Origin of the sequence: Bacteroides sp. An279, assembly GCF_002159615.1 — a bacterium.
In the GTDB taxonomy this organism is placed as follows: Bacteria; Bacteroidota; Bacteroidia; order Bacteroidales; family Bacteroidaceae; genus Phocaeicola; species Phocaeicola intestinalis.
Genome location: NZ_NFJA01000002.1, coordinates 20,751 through 39,374, shown reverse-complemented (window position 1 = coordinate 39,374; position 18,624 = coordinate 20,751). Strand labels below are relative to the sequence as shown.

Genomic DNA, 18,624 nt, shown 5'->3' with positions numbered 1-18,624 from the left:
CTTTTTTGCAACAATAGATTTTTGTTACTAATAAATTTTATTGAATACCGCAAACATCCCATGTAGAGGCGTATGCGAATATTCATTTAAATTTTTATATCTAATAGACATTATATCGAATATGGTTCTAGGGTGCTGATAACCAATACCCCTGTTCTTTATCCTGTATAAACTCTAATATAATAAACTAATATTAAGCTATTTATATAAATAAGTAATCAGAATTAAATGACACTATCTTTTGAGGAGTTAAGAAGCTAAGCCAATACCTTCTATGTATACGGCTCATTGACTTACTATTGGCTTAACTCCTTAACTTCTTAATTTCTATCATATAAATTAAATACGACTACTTAATATAATAGATATAAGATCCTAATTATCAATCCGAAACTTGGATTTTGAAATATACGAAGAGTTGCCATAGCTACGAAAGCTTCCCTTTGTTGAGGGCACGAAATCCCAACCTATAAATCTGCGTTTCAAGAAAAGCTCAATACACATACTCCACCTCCGACTTGCGGAAACGCAGCACGCGGGTGTCCTTGGCTGCGCCGCCGTTCTTATGCAAATAAAGCGCATCGTTTTTCCCGGGAATAAACCAACCTGTACCTTCCGGCGAGTGTACGCCAAAGAGTATATTGTTGTAATGCCCGTTATGAAAGACACCTTCGCTGTCGTTCCACTGCGATGCCACGCCATACCACGTAACCGGTTCATGCTCGGGGAAATCGGGGCTCCACATCTCGATGAGAATCAGGCTAGGCAAGGCTACATTGCCTACCGTCACATCGTTTCTCCGCTTCTGCAGCCGCTTCACCTGGCTGTGCCCTTCCCACGGAGTGCGCAGCGTGTGCGTGCCGTTCCACATCACCCATACATAATCGGTTGCGTCAAAGATGCGGTTGAAATCTTCCATCGACGGAAGTTCGTAACCTTCGGGGGCAAGCGCATCGGCAGGCAGGCGGTTGATATGCACGGACACCTGGTGATTGTAGCCATCCAATGCCGCCGTACCGTTTTTGTCTATTACCTGCAACCCTGTGCCGCTGTCACCTTGATATGCCCATTTCCACAAATCAAAAAACGCTTCGGGCGGGCACGCTCCCAAGTACTCGAAAACGGTCTGGCCTGCGCGGCGCGCCGGATCATCGGACGAAAGCACCTGGTCTTCAAACGAGCGGGAATCACCACGGGCATTGTACTTGCACCACCAGATGCCGTGCATCCACGTCACTGGCAATCCATAGTTGCGGCGAGACACGGTATATTCCTCGCGCTGCGAGCCATCGGCACGGTTGCTGATTACCAGCGTAGCCGACTGCCTGCGCCCGTTTGCCGTAACGTCATTCGGCCGCCAGCCTGCCAGCACCCGATACGCACCTTCTCCGCTTCTTACAGAAACAGGGTCAAGCTTTATCCACGCATCTTCGCCCGCTTCGTATTCCACCGTCAATTCTTTCTCTGCAGGCAATGTAAATACACCCAGCTCATTATCTATATAACGGTCGAAATCGAAGGTATACGTCCCGACGGCATACTGTAATTTTCCCGAAAGCCGGCTGGGGTTCCCGGCAAGCCTCAGCGTGATTACATCTTCAGGATACACGTACTGCATTCCTTTACGGCGAAAGCGAAGAGCGGTTTCGACAGGTGGCTGTTCGGGAGGGAAAAGCGGCTTGCGGATACGGAACCGCTGTCTGCCCTCAAACAGCCCCTGACCGGCAAGCGGCTCCACTTCCAACGATGCCGAAGCATCTACCGGGAGCAATTCCAATTCATCGTCACACGCTACTGCCAGTACCATTTCTACAGGCCCGTATGGCAGATTCACGCCATTTTTCTCCGCAGCGACTTCTACTCCGGCAGGCAATTCTGACGCCGCGGCATCTACTTGTGGAGGGGCAGTCAGGTCGGGATATGCTGCCGTACTATCTCCCTCTCCCCAAGCTTCCACCATCAGTTGTGCATCAACCTGCAGAACGTCTTTCCGCAATACGATGGCATATACCGTATTGCGCCGGATATCTGACGGCAACGGCTGTTCGAAAGCATACACCTTGCCATTTATTTCTGCTTCCAGACTCACCGACAAATCCGGATTAGCCTGTTCGTACACATACAGTATTCCTAACGAATCGCGTGTCAGGGGCGCATCCGGCGTACTGATGATGCAGTCTTCCTTGGCTGTCCCTTCGGGCGAACGCACTGCATCCCCTGGAAAAAGATAAGCCTGCCGTGCCACTTGTTTCACCGCAAAACGATTCACCGATACCGTCCCTTCCGGTACTTCTATCCGGAAATCGAAACGGGCTACTCCACGCGTTAAAGCCAACGGTATTGAAACAGCCTTTCCCATCTTGCCTGACAAGTCTGCTTTTCCGGTAAAATAATTCGATATCCGATGCCGGTCAGCTGTCAGTACAGTTTGCAACCAATCTGTTTCTTTTGTCGTTCCTTCTTCACACGCAGGTTCTTCATTTGCTATTACATAAAGTGTACCCGAAAGCCGGTCGAGCGGCAGATGATAATCATCTCCCCCGACCGATAATGGCTCATACACTTTCTGCAAAACGCCTTCTTCGAAACGGTATGCCCTAAGCGATGTTATCTCGTCTTCTCCTGGAAGCGAAGACGGCTTTCCAGCCACCTGAAACGAAGATCTGCTGATACATAGTTCCGTTGTCCCGGAGGAAACAGTTTCCTCCTGTTCCCATCTGTCGGAACAGGAAGAGATAAACAGCAGGCTACAGAGCAAACCGATTATATACAACCTTGTTTTCATAAACATGCCTTAAACGTTTAAGAAGCATGTTTCGCTTCCAGTTCCGTATCATTGCCTGGCTCCCATTCATCGAAGCTCACATTCAGATTCACACTGATATAGTCTTTACGCACGATAATCTTATTGACTGTATTGCGTATCACAGGTTCCGATAAAACCTTGGTCAGTGTCTTCCGCTCGCCGTCAATCACTGCGGTAACACTTACCTCCAGCCCTTCATTTGCCTGCTCGTACACGTACAACACACCAGGAGTATTTGCCGTAAGCGGCCGGGAGAATACGACCGTTGTATCCTTGCGCTCTACTCCTGTGGGCGAATGGGCATCCGGATTGGCAAACAGATAAACCGAACGTGCCACATTCTTCAATGTCAGACTTTCGACAGATGCCGTACCTGCCGTTTGCAGGTCAATGTCAAAGCGTGCCATTCCTCGTTTCATCGACAAGGGAAGCTCGGTCTGCGACTTGTCAAAGCTATCCAGACTCAAACTGCCGCTAAAGAAGTGCACTTCCTTCCCTTCCTTCAAGTTCAGCACGGTCTGTTTCCATTCGTCTTCGGTGATGCGCCGGTCGTGCAATGCGTTCAAATCAATCATTCCTTCGGTATTGGCTATCACATACAGCGCCCCTTCATAATCGGTCAACTGTAAATTGAAAGCGGAACCATCGAAAGCCAAGTCGTCATACACCTTAGCCAATGTTCCTCCGATAAACTGACAAGCCTGTATATGCTCTACCTTGTCTTCACCGTCTACAGTGTCAGCCAGCTGGTCATAACCTGCTACTCTGGCTTTGACAACAGGCCTTACAGCCGTTTCTTCATTACCGGGATGCTCAGAATCGGCACAAGCCATTGTTCCGAACATACCAAACAATAAACTTCCCATCCATACTGTTTTCGCGTTTGTCATTTTTCTCATACACTTTTTGTTTTTGATAATCATTTGTTCAACATTCATTTATTCATATATATATTCCACCGGTTTCTTTATGCAACGTATCGTACGTGTTTTTGTATTGTTCTGCGGCACATACTTCAACCAGTTCTCACCCGGTTTTTCTGTATGCGCATATCCTTCCATTACCCACGTGTTCGAAGAATGTCCATGCGTGGCAAGCAACAACGACATCCGGGCAATGTTTCCAGGAGTGGTGTTCCATTGATGTCCCAACCCACAAAGTACCCAGCGGGCACCTTCGTACTGAAACTCATAAAAGGCAATTACTCCATACAGATGCCCTTCGAACGATACTTCCCGTTCGGTTATCGTGACCGTCAGCTCCTGCCCTGCCGCGTTCCGGTACGTATGCGTTCCCTGTCCGCCCAAATTGAAATCCGTATTCCGGGTAAAAAAGGCATAATCATCGTAATCAGGTATCTGATATCCTTCAGGAGCCATTTCTTCGGAAGATAACAGACCGAAATTTTCAGCAGAGTTTCGCATACCTTCATAATAAAAAGCCGTTTCGTTGTGCTTCAACGGATATCCGTCGGGATAACCTGCCTGATACTGATATCCCAGCAAATGCAACAGTTCGTTTTCGTCGCACGTGCTCAAATAAGTTGCCAAGTCTATTTCCTTTGCCGGATCTGTACCGGCCAATATCTGGTCGCTGAATGTTTTCACATTTCCGCGCAAATTGTATTTACACCACCACGTCCCGTTGATGTTCGCCACCGGAAGCCCCCAGTTTCGCCGGCGTATCACATATACTTCCCGGTTCTTTCCATCTGCATCAGATATGACCAACCTGCCTTCCTGCACACGTCCGTCTGCCTGAGGGTCGTTCGGTTTCCATCCGCCTACGATGCGGTAAGTTTCTCCGTCGGGCGTCAGCTTTATCCAACGGGAAGTGCCAGAATCAAACTCCATACCGGCTATCTTGCCGGCAGGAAGAGTCAAACGCCCCAATTCACCCTCAACATAACGGTCGAAATCGCATATTCCCTGCTCGTTCAGCTTGATTTGTCCTTCCAGTCGGATGGGACTGGGTTCGACCACCAAAACGACTCTGCCCGCATACACGTTTTGCCGATATACCTCCAAGTATATATATTCCTCTTTTGTTCCGGGCATCCGCATACTGGTCGAAACAGATATGTCGGCTATTGGTTGCAGCCCCCTGCCTGCCACCCGTTGTACAACAACCCCGTCTACCTGCCCTTCTATTTCTACATCCGCCCCGGATTCTCCCAGCAATACCAGATGTGAATCGGAACGTGTATAAGGGATGAATACCGTATCTCTCGAAAGGTTGACACGGACACCTTCCGACAAGCGGGAAGCATCCACATCGACCAGCCCATTCAATTGAAGGCCGGACTCTGTCTCACCACCAGCTTGCCAATTGTCTTCGGTCACCGATACCGACAGGTTTCCCCCTCTTCCATAAACCGAGAGTGTATAAACCACATTGCGCCGGATTGCGGCAGGCAAAGAAGTTTCCAACCGATGCTGCGCTCCATCAAACGAAGCCAGTATTTCCACCTGCAACTTGTTATTTGTCTGTTCGGGCAAATAAAACAAGCATTCACTACCATTCTCAAAAGCTACATATTCTTTCCGAAAATCATACGTAGAGGCACCATCTGGTGTTTCTACCGATTCCTGACCATTCAAATAACCTTGCCGATAAATATGGGAAACCGTAACACGGTGTACCTTTACTCCTTTATCAAAAGAAGAAAGGTCTATCCGCGACACGCTACGCCTCAGCGATACTTCGCTTTTCCCCGACGAAATCCCGTTCGGATCCATCCATCCGCTCATTGCCAGACCACCTTCTTCGGATGCCAATTCATCTTTATCGGCACTTAGTTTCAGAAACTCTGATTTGGTTGTTACATCAGGCAACACCTCCTGCAAATTCCTTACCTTTCCGGCATTGGCAAGCAGGCAGATTTCTCCTTCCGCCCTTTGGGGCTGGAAGATATAGCTGCCGTCTTCTCCCGCACGGAATGAAGTAATGATTTCTTTCAGCACCTCCCCTTCAAACCGATATCCTTGTATCGTCAGGATACGTGCATCCTGCTCTATCCCATTCCCTTCCAAATCATCCACCGACACACGGGCAATGATTTCTCCTTCCGACACCGAAGGGACCGACATCGTTTCCCGGGTACAGCCTGCAAGCAACAGGCCTCCCAATGCATATAATATGATTCTCTTTTTCTTCATAACTCCTTACATTTTAAACTACTCATTATTTATAAAGAGCCGGACTCTGTTTGCTTTTCAGATAATCAGGCGAATCAATAGGCATCAAATACAAATGGTCTACATAAAACTGATTCATCAGCTCCTGTGCCCACGGCCCGTAAGTAAACGCACTATCGTGGCTATACCCCATAACGTGCCCCAGTTCGTGAAACATCACCTCGCAGGCATACGTATCGGTATAATGGCTGAGCCAAGCACCCTGATACGCCCCGAACACATCGCCTCCGCCCAGCCCGAGCACTCCATTTCCCGTATAGACCAATCCTACCCGCAATGAACGAGGCTGGCGCATCTGTTTCAATACGGTTTCAGCACTTACCTTGTCGGTTACTCCTCCATTTCCGTAAAGACGGTCCTCGTTGGCACGCAAGATATCCTCGTGTTCTTGCATATCAATCATATAGGTGAAATTAAGGAAAAACGCCACCACTTCACGGCAATGCACCGGACGGATTCCCATCCAGTTTCCTGCCGGTCCGCCATTAGGCTGGTCGGGATCACCTCCATACAGGTTGAAAGTCACCTTCCAACCGTGACGGATAGCTTGCAGCTTTTCCCAATAAGCATCGCCCGAAATCACTTCGTAACTGGCATCAAGGGCAGCCGTCAAAGGTTGCGGAGGCACTTTTATCCATTTCCCCGAAACGGTACGATACATACATTCTGAAGTGAAAAGCGGAATCTGACCGTAAAAATCGGCAAAAGCCGGTACCGTATCAAAGTAAGCCAAGTCAATGTATTCATCGCTCACCGAAGGAAAACGGGCACGCACCAGCACATCACTCAAATCACGCGGTGAATAAAAGCGCATGTGCAAACGCCCGTCATCGGTTATCTCTACCTGCAAAGGTTGAGAAGTGTCAAACGAACGCTGGCGGGTATCCGTATAGATTTCTTTCCGCTCTTCATCTTGCAAGATTTTCGCGTGCCCGCCTTCTTCATACGCCATTGGAGTAACAAACATCACTCCTGCCTTATCATCGGGATGTACAACCGGAGTATGCACCCGATAAATACGGTTTGAAACCAACGAATCGACGGTAAAATCATACGTCCGCTCTATCTGATTTTTCCGATAATCGCGTGTCAATACCGTGACCGCTCCCTGCAGAGGCACTTCACCGGAAGCTGGAGGCAAGCAAAAAGAAGCTACCGAATCCAGCGGCCAGACCACAGGCTGCATATCCACCTCGTCCGAAAGCGAACCGTCGCCCGAAAGAGTCGTATAAAAAGACACTGCATCCCATATCACTTCCTTGTGTACGACCGCGGTACGCACGTAAGGATTGCGAAAAGCGAACGAAAAGTCCACCCTGCCGGCTATCCGCCGTTGCACAATCTGCCCGGGTGCCGAAACAATAATCTCGGCTCCGTCTACCCCCGGTTTCCGGGAAACAGAAAAAGAAGTACGTGAATAGAAATAATCCGCTTCCAGCGGTTTCGACAATTGAGCAGAAAATATCAGCCAAGGCTCGGATACATTATTCAGTTCGCGGATAGAAACCCCATCTTGTCCGGCATCCCCCCGGATACCCAATACCAGCAAGGTATAATCTCCTTCCTGTAAACCTTCAAGGTGTATTTCTGAAGCTGCATAATCATAAAATCCTTTCAGGTTGGTCACTACACGCCCTGCCTCGTCCGCTACATAAAAAACAACACGGTCGTATGTCCTGCCCTTGCTTGTAACAAGGCGTGACGGAACATCTTCACCTTCATAATCGGCACATTGCAAGACAAAGACTGCCTTGCTTCCCTCCCCTCCTGGAGGTTTCATCCATTCTTCCCGGCTACAAGCCGTCAGCATCAGACTGCATAAGAACGTAATCCAAAAACTTTTTTTCATCTTGTCAGTTGGTTGATTAAATAAATAGTCAATCAATTACAAACGGCCGGAACTCTTTTCCGGCACCAGCAATACAACAACCGATAACCGCTTTTTGTTCAGACGGGACAAAAAAACAATGTCATCACTTTGCTTTTTCAACAATTTATGAACACCCCTTCTATTTAACATGTCTGCAAAACGAAGATATATTCATAAGCAATTTCAGATAACTGCTACAGCCTACGAAGATAACTGCAACGGCAAAGTAAGTATATATTCATTTTGCGCATCCTTATTGGACTAATCTAAAGAACATCCATACCATATTCTACCATACAGAGATGCAAGCCTGTCTAATGTATATAAACTTCAGAAACGGATACCTATTCCAATCGAAACCATATGCGACAATCTGTGCTTCTTTGCCTCGAAACACCTGCCTTCCCATACCAAATTACGGAAAGAAGCATAAGGATCAAAATCGGAACACGTATAAGCCAGCAAAAAAGCCAGATGTTCATCAACTTCCAAAGTCAGTGCTGTACGTATATGCCAAAACACTTTACGTGCCCCTCTATTTTTTATCGATTCCTGATGAATGGCAGTCCAGGCTCCAGCTTGATTAGGATAATAATCAATGACTACCCTTCGATCTGCAACAAAAGGAACGGTAGCACCAGGCGATACCGTAAGATAAAGTGCATACTCTTTATCACTGCCCAAAAGCACAGGAGGTGTAAACAGGCTGAGAGAAGAGCGAAAGGCAAATATTTCTCCGATGCTTTCCACATCTTCCACACTCCACCGCAAACGGTTATCAGACGTAACCCCGTTGAATGAATAATCTGCGACAAATGGCCTACTATAAAATATACCCACCGACACCCCCGCATAACAAACAGGACGGAATGTGACGGATGGTTCCACACTCCAGCATCCGTAATTGTCAAACGATGCATACAAATCGCATCCCCAAACCTGTTGTTTCTCTTCCTGTGCCCTGACATGCAAACAAGATATAAGACATAAGCCAAACAAAAATCGTCTCATAATACAGTAAAAAATAGCAAAATAACATACTTATCATAGAAGCAATTCATCCTATAAACAACATAACACTCATTCCTGTTTTTTGTTCATACCGCATTATCCTCAACAAGTTCCCGAAAAAACGTACTGCAATAAAGACCAAACATCAATAATGCACAAATTCCCAGTAAAAAGGCACAATAATCCATGTACGGATATTGGAAAATGCCTTTCCTTTGCAGAAAACATCAATAAAGAAATTATGGGAAAACTATGGTTAACTGTTGTGTGCTGTTGGCTTGCCTCTTGCGCTTTGGGAGCAACAGACTTTGTATGGAAAACAGGTAGCACGATGAATGTGGCTTGTGCATCAGGTGAAGAACCCGTAGTGCAGGTTGCATTGGACTTACTGAAACGGGATTGCGAAGCCGTACTTTCGCAACCCTTCTCGGTTATGGAAACCGAAGGGGATATCTATATAGGAACGCAAGGAAAGAGTACACTTCTGGAAAAAGTGGCAAAAAGAGAAGGGATAGACCTTTCTTGCCTGGACGGACATCCGGAGGCTTTTTTCATTAAAGTATTAAAAAACGGAAAACTATTGGTGGCTGGTAGCGACAAACGAGGTACAGCATATGGCATCTTAGAACTCTCATGTATGCTGGGCGTATCGCCTTGGGAATGGTGGGCAGACGCTACACCGGAGAAAAAAACGGAATGGCGCATCGAAGCGGGCTTCTGCAAGCTGGACTATCCGACGGTACCCTACCGGGGCATCTTCATCAACGATGAAGACTGGGGACTGATGCCTTGGAGCTACACCAACCACGAACCTTCGAATATAAAGGGACAAATCGGTCCGAAAACCCATGCATGCATTTTCGAGCTGCTCTTACGCCTGCGTGCCAATACCTTTTGGCCGGCAATGCACGAATGTTCGGTACCTTTCTTCTTTACCGAAGGCAACAAAGAAATAGCAGACCGTTACGCCATCTACCTCGGCACTTCACATTGCGAACCAATGATGCGCAATACCAACGGTGAATGGCGACGCGTGGGCAAAGGCGACTACAATTACCTGACCAATCGCGAAAACGTGCTAGCCTTTTGGGAAGAACGGGTAAAATTGCTCCGCCAATCGGATGACATCTATACGTTAGGCATGCGTGGCATACACGATAGCGGAATGTTAGGTGCCAAGACCGTAGACGAACAGAAGCGGGCACTGACCGACATATTGAAAGACCAGCGGGCACTGCTGGCGAAATACAAAGGCGATGTAACCCGCGTGCCACAAGTATTGATACCGTATAAAGAAGTACTCGATGTGTACAATGCAGGGTTGGAAGTACCCGAAGACGTGACTCTGATGTGGTGCGATGACAATTACGGATATATCACCCATTTCCCTACTGCAGAAGAAGCGGCACGCCCGGGCGGCAACGGTATCTATTACCACATATCTTACTGGGGGCGCCCACACGACTATTTGTGGCTATCCACCCTCAGCCCATATCTCATCTACCAACAGATGAAGACCGCCTACGACCGCGGCATCCGTAAGATGTGGATTCTAAATGTAGGAGATATCAAGCCTGCCGAATATCAGATAGAATTGTTTATGGACATGGCTTGGAATATAAACCAGATAGAACAGGAAGGAGTAACCCGACATCTGCAAAACTTTCTTGCCCGCGAGTTCGGTACGCAGGCATCCGCCTACCTGCTTCCGATGATGCAAGAGCACTATCGCCTTGCCCATATCCGCAAGCCGGAATTCATGGGAGGCACACGCACTGAGGAGAAAGACCCACGGTACAAAATAGTAAGTGATCTGCCATGGAGCGAATCGCTTATCCACACACGGCTTGCCGCCTATCAGGAACTGGAAGACAAAGCTGCTATATGGGGCAGACTCATGCCTGAAACCAAACAGGCTACGTATTACCAGCTAGTACAATACCCCATTCAGGGAGCTTCCCAAATGAACAAGAAATGCCTCTATGCCCAACTGGCACGTCACGGCAAAGCAGACTGGAAGCAAAGCACAGCAGCATTCGACAGCATCGTTTCCCTTACCCGCCACTACAATACGCCGAAGTGGAAAGGCATTATGGACTACAAGCCGCGCAACTTAGCGGTATTTCTGCCCATTCCCGAAACGCATACTGCGGAATCACTGAAGCCCGACCGCCCGTACCTTTATAAATGGAACGCACTGGAAGCCGCTGAAGGTAATCCCGTGATGTGGGAACACTTGGGCTACGAGGGCAAAGCAGCAGGCATCCGCCAAGGTGAGGCTGTATCCTTCAGCTTCGAGAATTGCCGTGCCGATTCAGTAGAGGTGGAACTCCGCTTCCTGCCCACTCATCCCATCAATGGAAAAGACCTGCGCATCCGGGTAGAAGTAGACGGTCAGCCGTCGGACATCATTTCGTACCGCACGTATGGAAGAAGCGAAGAATGGAAGCAAAACATCCTTTCCAACCAAGCTGTGCGACGCATCACTTTTCCTCTCGGCAAATCCACTTCACACCGATTGACGGTACATGCGATAGACGAAGGCATACTGCTGGATCAGGTTTATCTTTATGCTAAACAGTAGCCAGAAACTTATACCATACAAGTTGATGAAAGCGTAAGCCATATTACACATCCTCACGCAGATATATGCATGCATTATCTCAACTTACCAGAGGCTGTATATAAAACAATCACGGAAATACATCTGAAAAAATCCATTGCATTTCCGTAACTGCATATTGGCATAATGAAGTCAAAGTCAATCGAATAAATCAGCCAGTTTTTCTGCCAACGCTTCTCCTCTCAGATTATCACCGACCATCCGACCTTCGGCATCTATCAGATACATGGTCGGAACAGCTCTTACCTTGTAAAGCTTTGCCACTCCGGTTTCATCCAAGAAGTTAGGCCATTTCAACTGTTCTTCTTTTACAGCTTTTTCCCAATCGGTTTTTTTCTTATCAATGGAAATACTAATTACCTCAAAACCTTCAGAAGCGTACTGTGCATAAAGTTTTTTGATATTAGGAATTTCCTTGCGGCACGGATTACACCACGATGCCCAAAAGTCAATCAGGATGTATTTCTTTCCTTGGCAGAGTTCTTGGAGAGTGATTTCTTTTCCCGATGCATCTTTTACCATAAATTCAGGCATCTTATCACCAATTTTACCAGTCGGGTAAAGTTCGTCTTTCACCAGTTTTCCATAATAAGAGGCTTGTGCGGCAGGTGAGAGTTCTTCGTACCACGAGCGCATGCCTTCGTTCATGTAAGAAGTGAGCGAAATCATCAGCAACGGTCCCCAGTAAGTGTCCTTGTTTTCCATTACCGTTTGGCGATAAACAGAATCTACGGTTTGGAAGAAACGCATTTCATCTTCTGCCATTTGCTTACCGGCCTCGCTTGCACGCAACTCTGCCACTTTTGCCTGGTCTTTTGCCTGATAGGCTTCTTGTATAGCATCGAGGAGAGCTTTATGTTCTTGCTGGTTGGCATTGAATAGAGAATCCATACGACCGCGTACCGCCATCAGCGAATCGTAACGGGCTGTCAGGGGAGACCCACTTACGGATAACTTGTCGAGACTATACGAGGGAGTTCCATTCACATCTTCCGATACAACCGCACCTTTGATTTCGATAGCTGTATTTTCCAGCATCAGGCGGCGCGAGCCGTAGGCGTCTTTTACGGTAAGTAATACGGCGCGGGGTTCTTCCATTTTCCCGATAAAGGTGAATTTGCCTCCGATTGCCAGAGTGTCGGCTATCGGGTCACTTTTTTCGTGACATACTGGCATGAGTTGCACGTAGGCACTGTCTGGAAGTCCTTCAATCGTTCCACTTATCAGATAACCGTCTTTAGGGGCTTGGGATGTACAAGCTGCCGTAAGGGTTCCCAGCAGCAAGATTTGCATTAAGTTTGTTACTTTCATACTTGTTGTTTTATGTATTTTTATTTAGACACGTTTTGTTGAATGCTTCCGTTTCCGGGATTGTTAATAGCACCTGCCGGGAAAGGCATTGTCCACAGATGAGAATCCGGACGAAGCGTATAAGTTTCACCTTCGTAGGTTTTCGTCATGGTGCGTGCATACGTACCTTCTTGGTTGAAGCGGCGTGCATCGGCAAAGGGTACAATGGAGAATATCAGTTCATTGTCTTTGGTACGGCGAATCAGTTCGATAGCTTCGGTTAATGTCGAGGCAGTCAGCGGCTGGTATACTTCGGGACGGATACGGGTTTGGCGCACAGCGTTCAGGGTGTTCATCGCTTCTGTGAAATCTCCTCCTTGTGCCAGACGTGCCTGGCATTCTGCCTTGATAAGATAAACTTCTGTAGTGGTCAGTCCTCCCCAGTTGAAATAACCGTTTCCTACTCCACGGTAGTACGTGTCTTGGTTTTGCGAATAAAGTTTCCAACGGGATAAGAAACGTGCATCTCCCTCTTCAAAACGTTCGGCACGCTCTACCGGTATATTGAGTTCATTGGTCGTGTAGTTTGGCGAACCGTTTCCGCAACGGAAATAATAGTTCTCCACATACGAGTAATCGGTAGGTGTGGGTAGTCCGGTATAGTCTTCCGGATTCTCAATCGTGAAACGATGTTCATCGTAATAAGCGTTCCAGTCGTAAAGCTGGTCATTTTGTCCAAGAGCTAAGTTGGCATAGCTTAATGCTTCGCTGTAATTCTGCATCTGCAAATATACACGTGCCAGCAGGGCGTATGCGGCGCCCAGATTGGGATGAAGCACGGTCATCGATTGTTCGGGCAATCCACCGTCAATTGCTTCCTGCACTCCTTGGATGATGAAGTCGTATATAGCTTGTATGGTCACTTGCTGCGAAGGAGCATTGATATTGGCACTTGTGATGAGGGGTACGCTCAGCTTTTCGCCGGCGGTTGCCGCATCATACGTATCGGCATAATAGTTTGCCAATACGAAATAACAAAGGGAACGGATAACTTTGGCATAAGCGATGACTTCGGCACGTTCGGCATCAGTGGCTTCGGTGGCAGAAGGCACGTTTTCTACAATCAGGTTGCACGAAGAGATAGCAGCATAAAGCTGATAATATGTACTTTCATCGGCATTGTTCAACAAGATACGATCAGCAGTCTCATCCCACATATAGTTAGCACGGGTCAGGGTGGGACTATTCAGGTTAGAGACCGTTACGTAATAGTCATTCAGCAAATAAAGGGCATTGCTGATGGAAGTCTGTCCGATAGCATACTCATCACGCAACAGAGCTTCATAATCGGCAAGAGTAGACGGAATTTTATTGCCTTTTGGCACAATATCCAGATAATCGTTGCAGGAGCTGAAAACCAGCCCGCATACAAGCATATAGATGTAAATGACGTGTTTCATAAATCTGTAATCATTTTAGTTAAAAGTTCAGGTAAATACCACAGAGGTAATTCGGCTTGGCATAGCCACCCAGTAAGTATTTGGCATCATCACTTTTGGCTACGGTAAACGCGTTTTCCATACCTATCATGATGCGTGCGTTCTTCACATACAATTTGTCGCATACACTGCTTGGCAGACGATAAGTCAGCGAAAGGTTCTTCATCCTCCAATTGCTGGCATCAATAACGTTAACCGAAGAACGGGCGTACATATTATAGTAATTGTAATTGTAAAGAGTACTTTCCGAAGAGATATAACGTGGCACATCCGTATGTGCTTCGTCACCGGGTTGTTGCCAGCGGTCAGCAATGCGCTTGCTTACGGGACCCATACCGGAGAGATAAGCCACATTGGTATTGCGCATCTTATGTCCTCCCTCGAAAAGGAACTGTGCAGCCAATTCCCAGTTGCGCCAACGCAATGTAGTATTGATAGCACCACTGTAAACAGGTACTGTGGTTCCCAAATAAATGAGATCTTCTATTTCAGTCGGTTCCATATCAGTAAACAGGTTTCCCTCTGCATCATATACTTGCGGAGTACCGGTAGCGCTCAATCCCGCCCATTGATATCCATAAATGGCATTGTAAGGATTCCCCACACGCGGATAAGCAGAAGGATAATCAATAACCAAGTAAGAAACAGGTGCTTCTACGTTGACGTATGTCACTTTATTCTTGTTGTATCCCAATACGCCGCCGATGTCCCATGTCCAATCTCGCGTGCTGATAGCGGTGCCTGAAAGCGAAAGTTCGAATCCTTGGTTGGTCATCTTACCGTTGTTAATGGTATAGGTGCTATACCCCCAACCTTCGGTAGGCACACCGTTTGTATTGGCAAGCAAATCGGAACCTTTCTTATTGTAATATTCGATAGAACCGTTCAGACGGTTTTTCAAAAGAGAAAAATCAATACCGATATTGGTAGTGGTTGTTTTTTCCCAACGCAAATCAGGATTAGGGCGACTTTGTATGGTTCCGGAAATTCCGCCCACATGCATATTATTGTTATAATAAGCAGTCATATAAGGAGCCGAATCTTTGGCGATATTACCCCCGATACCATAACTGAAGCGTAATTTAAGCATGTTTATCCAATCAATATCGTGCATGAATTTCTCACGGTTGACATTCCACGCCGCACCGACTGACCAGATGGGACGCTTTTGATATTTCGAACCAGTTGCAAACAGATTTGTTTTATCCCAACGGATGCTGCCGGTCACGGTATATTTTCCGTCGTACGTATATGCCGCATTACCATAAAATGACACATAACGGTTGGTCAGTTCATTGATGTATGCTACATTCCCAGTTCCGAAACTGCCCCATCCCCAAATGCTTCCCATGGTGCTGAGCGCAGCTTGGTCGATGAGTGAATACGTCAGCAGGTCGGGGTCGTAATTATATAAGGTACGGTTGTCGAAGTTATTCTTGTTTTCGCGCGTCTCGGTTCCGAAAAGTGCCGTTACCTCATGTATGCCGCCGAATGTCTTGTCGAAATCCAGCTGCTGGCGGAAGTTATAGGCATGGGTTACATTTCCCGAGGTAAAGAAGATATTGCCGTAAGGGATATTGAACGTAGCCGTACCATCACCGTTTGCCGAGGCGTATGTATTAATGGTATTACGCACATCATACGATTCCTTATTCTGGAGTTGTTCGGTCGTGTAGTTCGCATATTCATACTGAAACGAAGCCGTATATTTCAGCCAATCGGTGAACTTAAAACTCAGGCGAGCGAAAGTACGATTGCTGAAATTACGATGGTCTGTCAGATTCATTCCAGTTTCGTCCAATGGCGTAATATCGAGGTTATACAGCCCGTTGGAAACCAGCGTACTCATTTGTGATGCGTTGTAACGGTCTTCCTGCCGGTTGGTATACCGCGTACCGTCATCGTTCATCAATCCATCGTAAGGCATATACGTATATCCTGGCGAGAAAAGACTGTAACTTTGCGTTGTACCGCTTCCGTAATTGAGGTAAGTGCCTACCTCCAAGGTCAGCCATCGGGTAATTTGGGTCGAGTTCTGCAGGTTGATACCAATGGAGCGGTTATCCGAAAACTTGTCGCTCATCTGTTGTCCCTGATAGCTGACCGAAGCATTGAATGTGTTTCGTTCGCTTCCTTTACCGATGCTCAGGTTGTATTGTTGCGTAAAAGGATTGCGCATGCCGTAGCGTTCTATATCATCGTAATAACGATAACCGCGCGATGCCAGTGATGTCAGGCGCGCGTTCATATCGGCTTCGGACAGTGTTCCGGCATAATACCCTAACAGGGCGCGGATTCCTTGCGATGTGTAGGTATTGTCATCCAACAGGCTTTGCGCATAAGCAGAAGCCCCTTCTCCCTGCAAATTAGGATTCTGTGCTGCCCATTCTCTTTCCAGTCCTATCATAGTGGCAGCATCAGCAAGATACTTGTCGGCATAGGTAGAATAAGGCTGTACGGTAAGTGTGGCAGAGAATGAAATGTTGAGCTGGTCTTTCTTGGCACGCTTGGTAGTAATAACCACAACGCCGTTTGCCGCACGTGCTCCGTAAATGGAAGTGGCGGCTGCATCCTTCAGTACGGTAATACTTTCAATGTCTTCAGGATTCATGTCGGGCACGCTTTCTATCCAGTTGCCGTAACCATCATTGGTAGTCTTCTCTACAGGGAAACCATCGATGACATACAAAGGAGTAGTCAGTCCGTTCATGGAAGTGACTCCACGGATTTGCCCGTCGCTGAATCCGGCCACCCGTCCTTCCAGCATCGAACTGATGTCCGGTATGCGTTGGGTTTCCAGCTGATCGGCATTTACTTTCGAGAAAGCTCCTGTTGCCCGCTCCTTCGAAATGGTCTGATAACCAGTCACTACCACTTCGTCCAGCAGTTCGGTAGCAGGCTGGAGGTGAATGGCATAATCAACTGCTGCCGTCAGGCGAACCCGCTGGGTTTCGTAGCCTACAAAGGAAACCTCGATTTCTTGTGTTGATTTGGGAAGTGTCAGACTGAAATGACCGTTCATGTCTGTGATGATGCCGGCAATGGAATTGCCTTCTGCCTCAACTACCTGTTTAACGTATGCCGCAGGAAGCGGTTCGTTATTTTCATCGGTCACGATACCGTGAATGGTACGGTTATACGCACCTTGTGCCATTCCTTCAAGAGTGAGCAGCCAAATAGCTGCCAAAGTCAGGAAGAAACGGTAGCGATAAAATGTCGTTCGTCTCATACTTTCTTGTGTTATTTAAAGGTGTTTCATTCGCTAAAATTGTTGCAATATTACAAAATTGTTTTAATATATGAAAGCAAATCCTGAAAATATTGTAACGGAATGCCACTAGAGCATCTAGAATACGTCAACCGGATATTTCTTGAATCTCCCTTTAAACATTACCAACCATCCAGTGGTTCGGCATGAAACGAATATTTCCCACTATTTCCGATAAAGAGCATGAATCAGGGAAAGCACCCATAACAATATGCCGAGTTTGTAATGCCACAATCCTATGGAAGAGCCTGGTCCTTCCACATAAGCTACCAGCAAGATGCCCGTAACTGCCACAATCAAAAAGGCTATGGACAGGAAAAAGGTTATCAGGCGTTTGCACGTAACTCTCTTTGAAACAAGAGTTTTATACCAATGCTTATGCCGCCTCACATGAGGCATTACCGATAAGAGCCAGATGAAAGATGCCACCACATGGGCTACTCCCCAATTGTGCCACGTTTCATGACTGGTACCATGCCCGGCAATGTGCAGCCCGATGCCCGTAACGGCAGATGCCACGAATGCTAATGGCAACAACCGCTCTATGCGGAATGCCATCCCCATATTCATCGTACAAGAAACCGATGCATCCGGTTTGAAGAAAACACCTTGAAGACAGGTCTTTATACATTTATTACATCCGATACAGGCGTCTGCGTTTTCGAATATCACATGCCTGTGCCCTAAGAAACCCTTACTGTCCAACTCTTCAGATGCACATCAATTCCTACATAAATATTTTGTCCTTCAAAATTTAATGTGTTACTTTGTTTACGCATAAAGTCATGGGGGTATTAAGTTATTTCTTTCATTTACAAATTTAATAATTCTCTTGGCTTTATGCTATTTTGCCAGCACATTACAAACATAGGAACTAATATTCTATCAGGTTCTTATACTTTATGCAGCATCAGAAATGTGCTGCGGCAGACACACATATAGGTCCATCCGCTGTAAGATTAATAATCTTCAGGCTGCAAGATTATTAATCTTACAAGCGGAAGATTATTAATCTTACACCAGACGAAGTTATCTGCGCTGGGAGAAGAAGATAATAACA

General features: G+C 46.8%; 10 protein-coding genes. 1 reads left to right on the top strand and 9 read right to left on the bottom strand.

The annotated features are described in order from the left end of the window. Window positions 1–493 precede the first annotated feature (493 nt). The 5 genes from B5F78_RS00700 to B5F78_RS00680 all read right to left on the bottom strand — a co-directional run bounded on the left by B5F78_RS00700 (window position 494) and on the right by B5F78_RS00680 (window position 8,884). Window positions 494–2,785: a hypothetical protein gene (locus B5F78_RS00700; RefSeq protein WP_140399971.1), complete on the bottom strand. Its 2,292-nt coding sequence runs from the start codon at window positions 2,783–2,785 to the stop codon at window positions 494–496. Window positions 2,786–2,802: 17 nt separating this feature from the next. Continuing rightward, complete coding sequence (locus B5F78_RS00695; RefSeq protein ID WP_140399969.1) at window positions 2,803–3,705, bottom strand: hypothetical protein; 903 nt, start codon at window positions 3,703–3,705, stop codon at window positions 2,803–2,805. Window positions 3,706–3,744: 39 nt separating this feature from the next. Further along, window positions 3,745–5,964 (bottom strand): hypothetical protein, encoded by a 2,220-nt coding sequence (locus B5F78_RS00690; protein WP_087405680.1) that lies wholly within the window; start codon window positions 5,962–5,964, stop codon window positions 3,745–3,747. Between the two features lie 25 nt (window positions 5,965–5,989). Beyond that, window positions 5,990–7,852 (bottom strand): hypothetical protein, encoded by a 1,863-nt coding sequence (locus B5F78_RS00685; protein ID WP_087405679.1) that lies wholly within the window; start codon window positions 7,850–7,852, stop codon window positions 5,990–5,992. Window positions 7,853–8,203: 351 nt separating this feature from the next. Beyond that, on the bottom strand, window positions 8,204–8,884 hold the full coding sequence (locus B5F78_RS00680; protein WP_140399967.1) for a hypothetical protein: 681 nt from the start codon (window positions 8,882–8,884) through the stop codon (window positions 8,204–8,206). 241 nt (window positions 8,885–9,125) lie between these two features. On the opposite strand from B5F78_RS00680, the gene B5F78_RS00675 reads away from it, so the two are divergent. Continuing rightward, window positions 9,126–11,468: a glycosyl hydrolase 115 family protein gene (locus B5F78_RS00675; RefSeq protein WP_087405714.1), complete on the top strand. Its 2,343-nt coding sequence runs from the start codon at window positions 9,126–9,128 to the stop codon at window positions 11,466–11,468. Between the two features lie 177 nt (window positions 11,469–11,645). Here B5F78_RS00675 and B5F78_RS00670 read toward each other — a convergent pair whose 3' ends face one another. From B5F78_RS00670 to B5F78_RS00655, 4 genes are all read right to left on the bottom strand, one after another. Next, on the bottom strand, window positions 11,646–12,818 hold the full coding sequence (locus tag B5F78_RS00670; protein ID WP_087207975.1) for a TlpA disulfide reductase family protein: 1,173 nt from the start codon (window positions 12,816–12,818) through the stop codon (window positions 11,646–11,648). A gap of 20 nt (window positions 12,819–12,838) precedes the next feature. After that, on the bottom strand, window positions 12,839–14,257 hold the full coding sequence (locus B5F78_RS00665; RefSeq protein ID WP_087405677.1) for a RagB/SusD family nutrient uptake outer membrane protein: 1,419 nt from the start codon (window positions 14,255–14,257) through the stop codon (window positions 12,839–12,841). A 19-nt stretch (window positions 14,258–14,276) separates the two neighbouring features. Next, on the bottom strand, window positions 14,277–17,525 hold the full coding sequence (locus tag B5F78_RS00660; RefSeq protein WP_087207971.1) for a SusC/RagA family TonB-linked outer membrane protein: 3,249 nt from the start codon (window positions 17,523–17,525) through the stop codon (window positions 14,277–14,279). Window positions 17,526–17,729: 204 nt separating this feature from the next. After that, window positions 17,730–18,236: a hypothetical protein gene (locus B5F78_RS00655; RefSeq protein ID WP_140399965.1), complete on the bottom strand. Its 507-nt coding sequence runs from the start codon at window positions 18,234–18,236 to the stop codon at window positions 17,730–17,732. Window positions 18,237–18,624 lie beyond the last annotated feature (388 nt).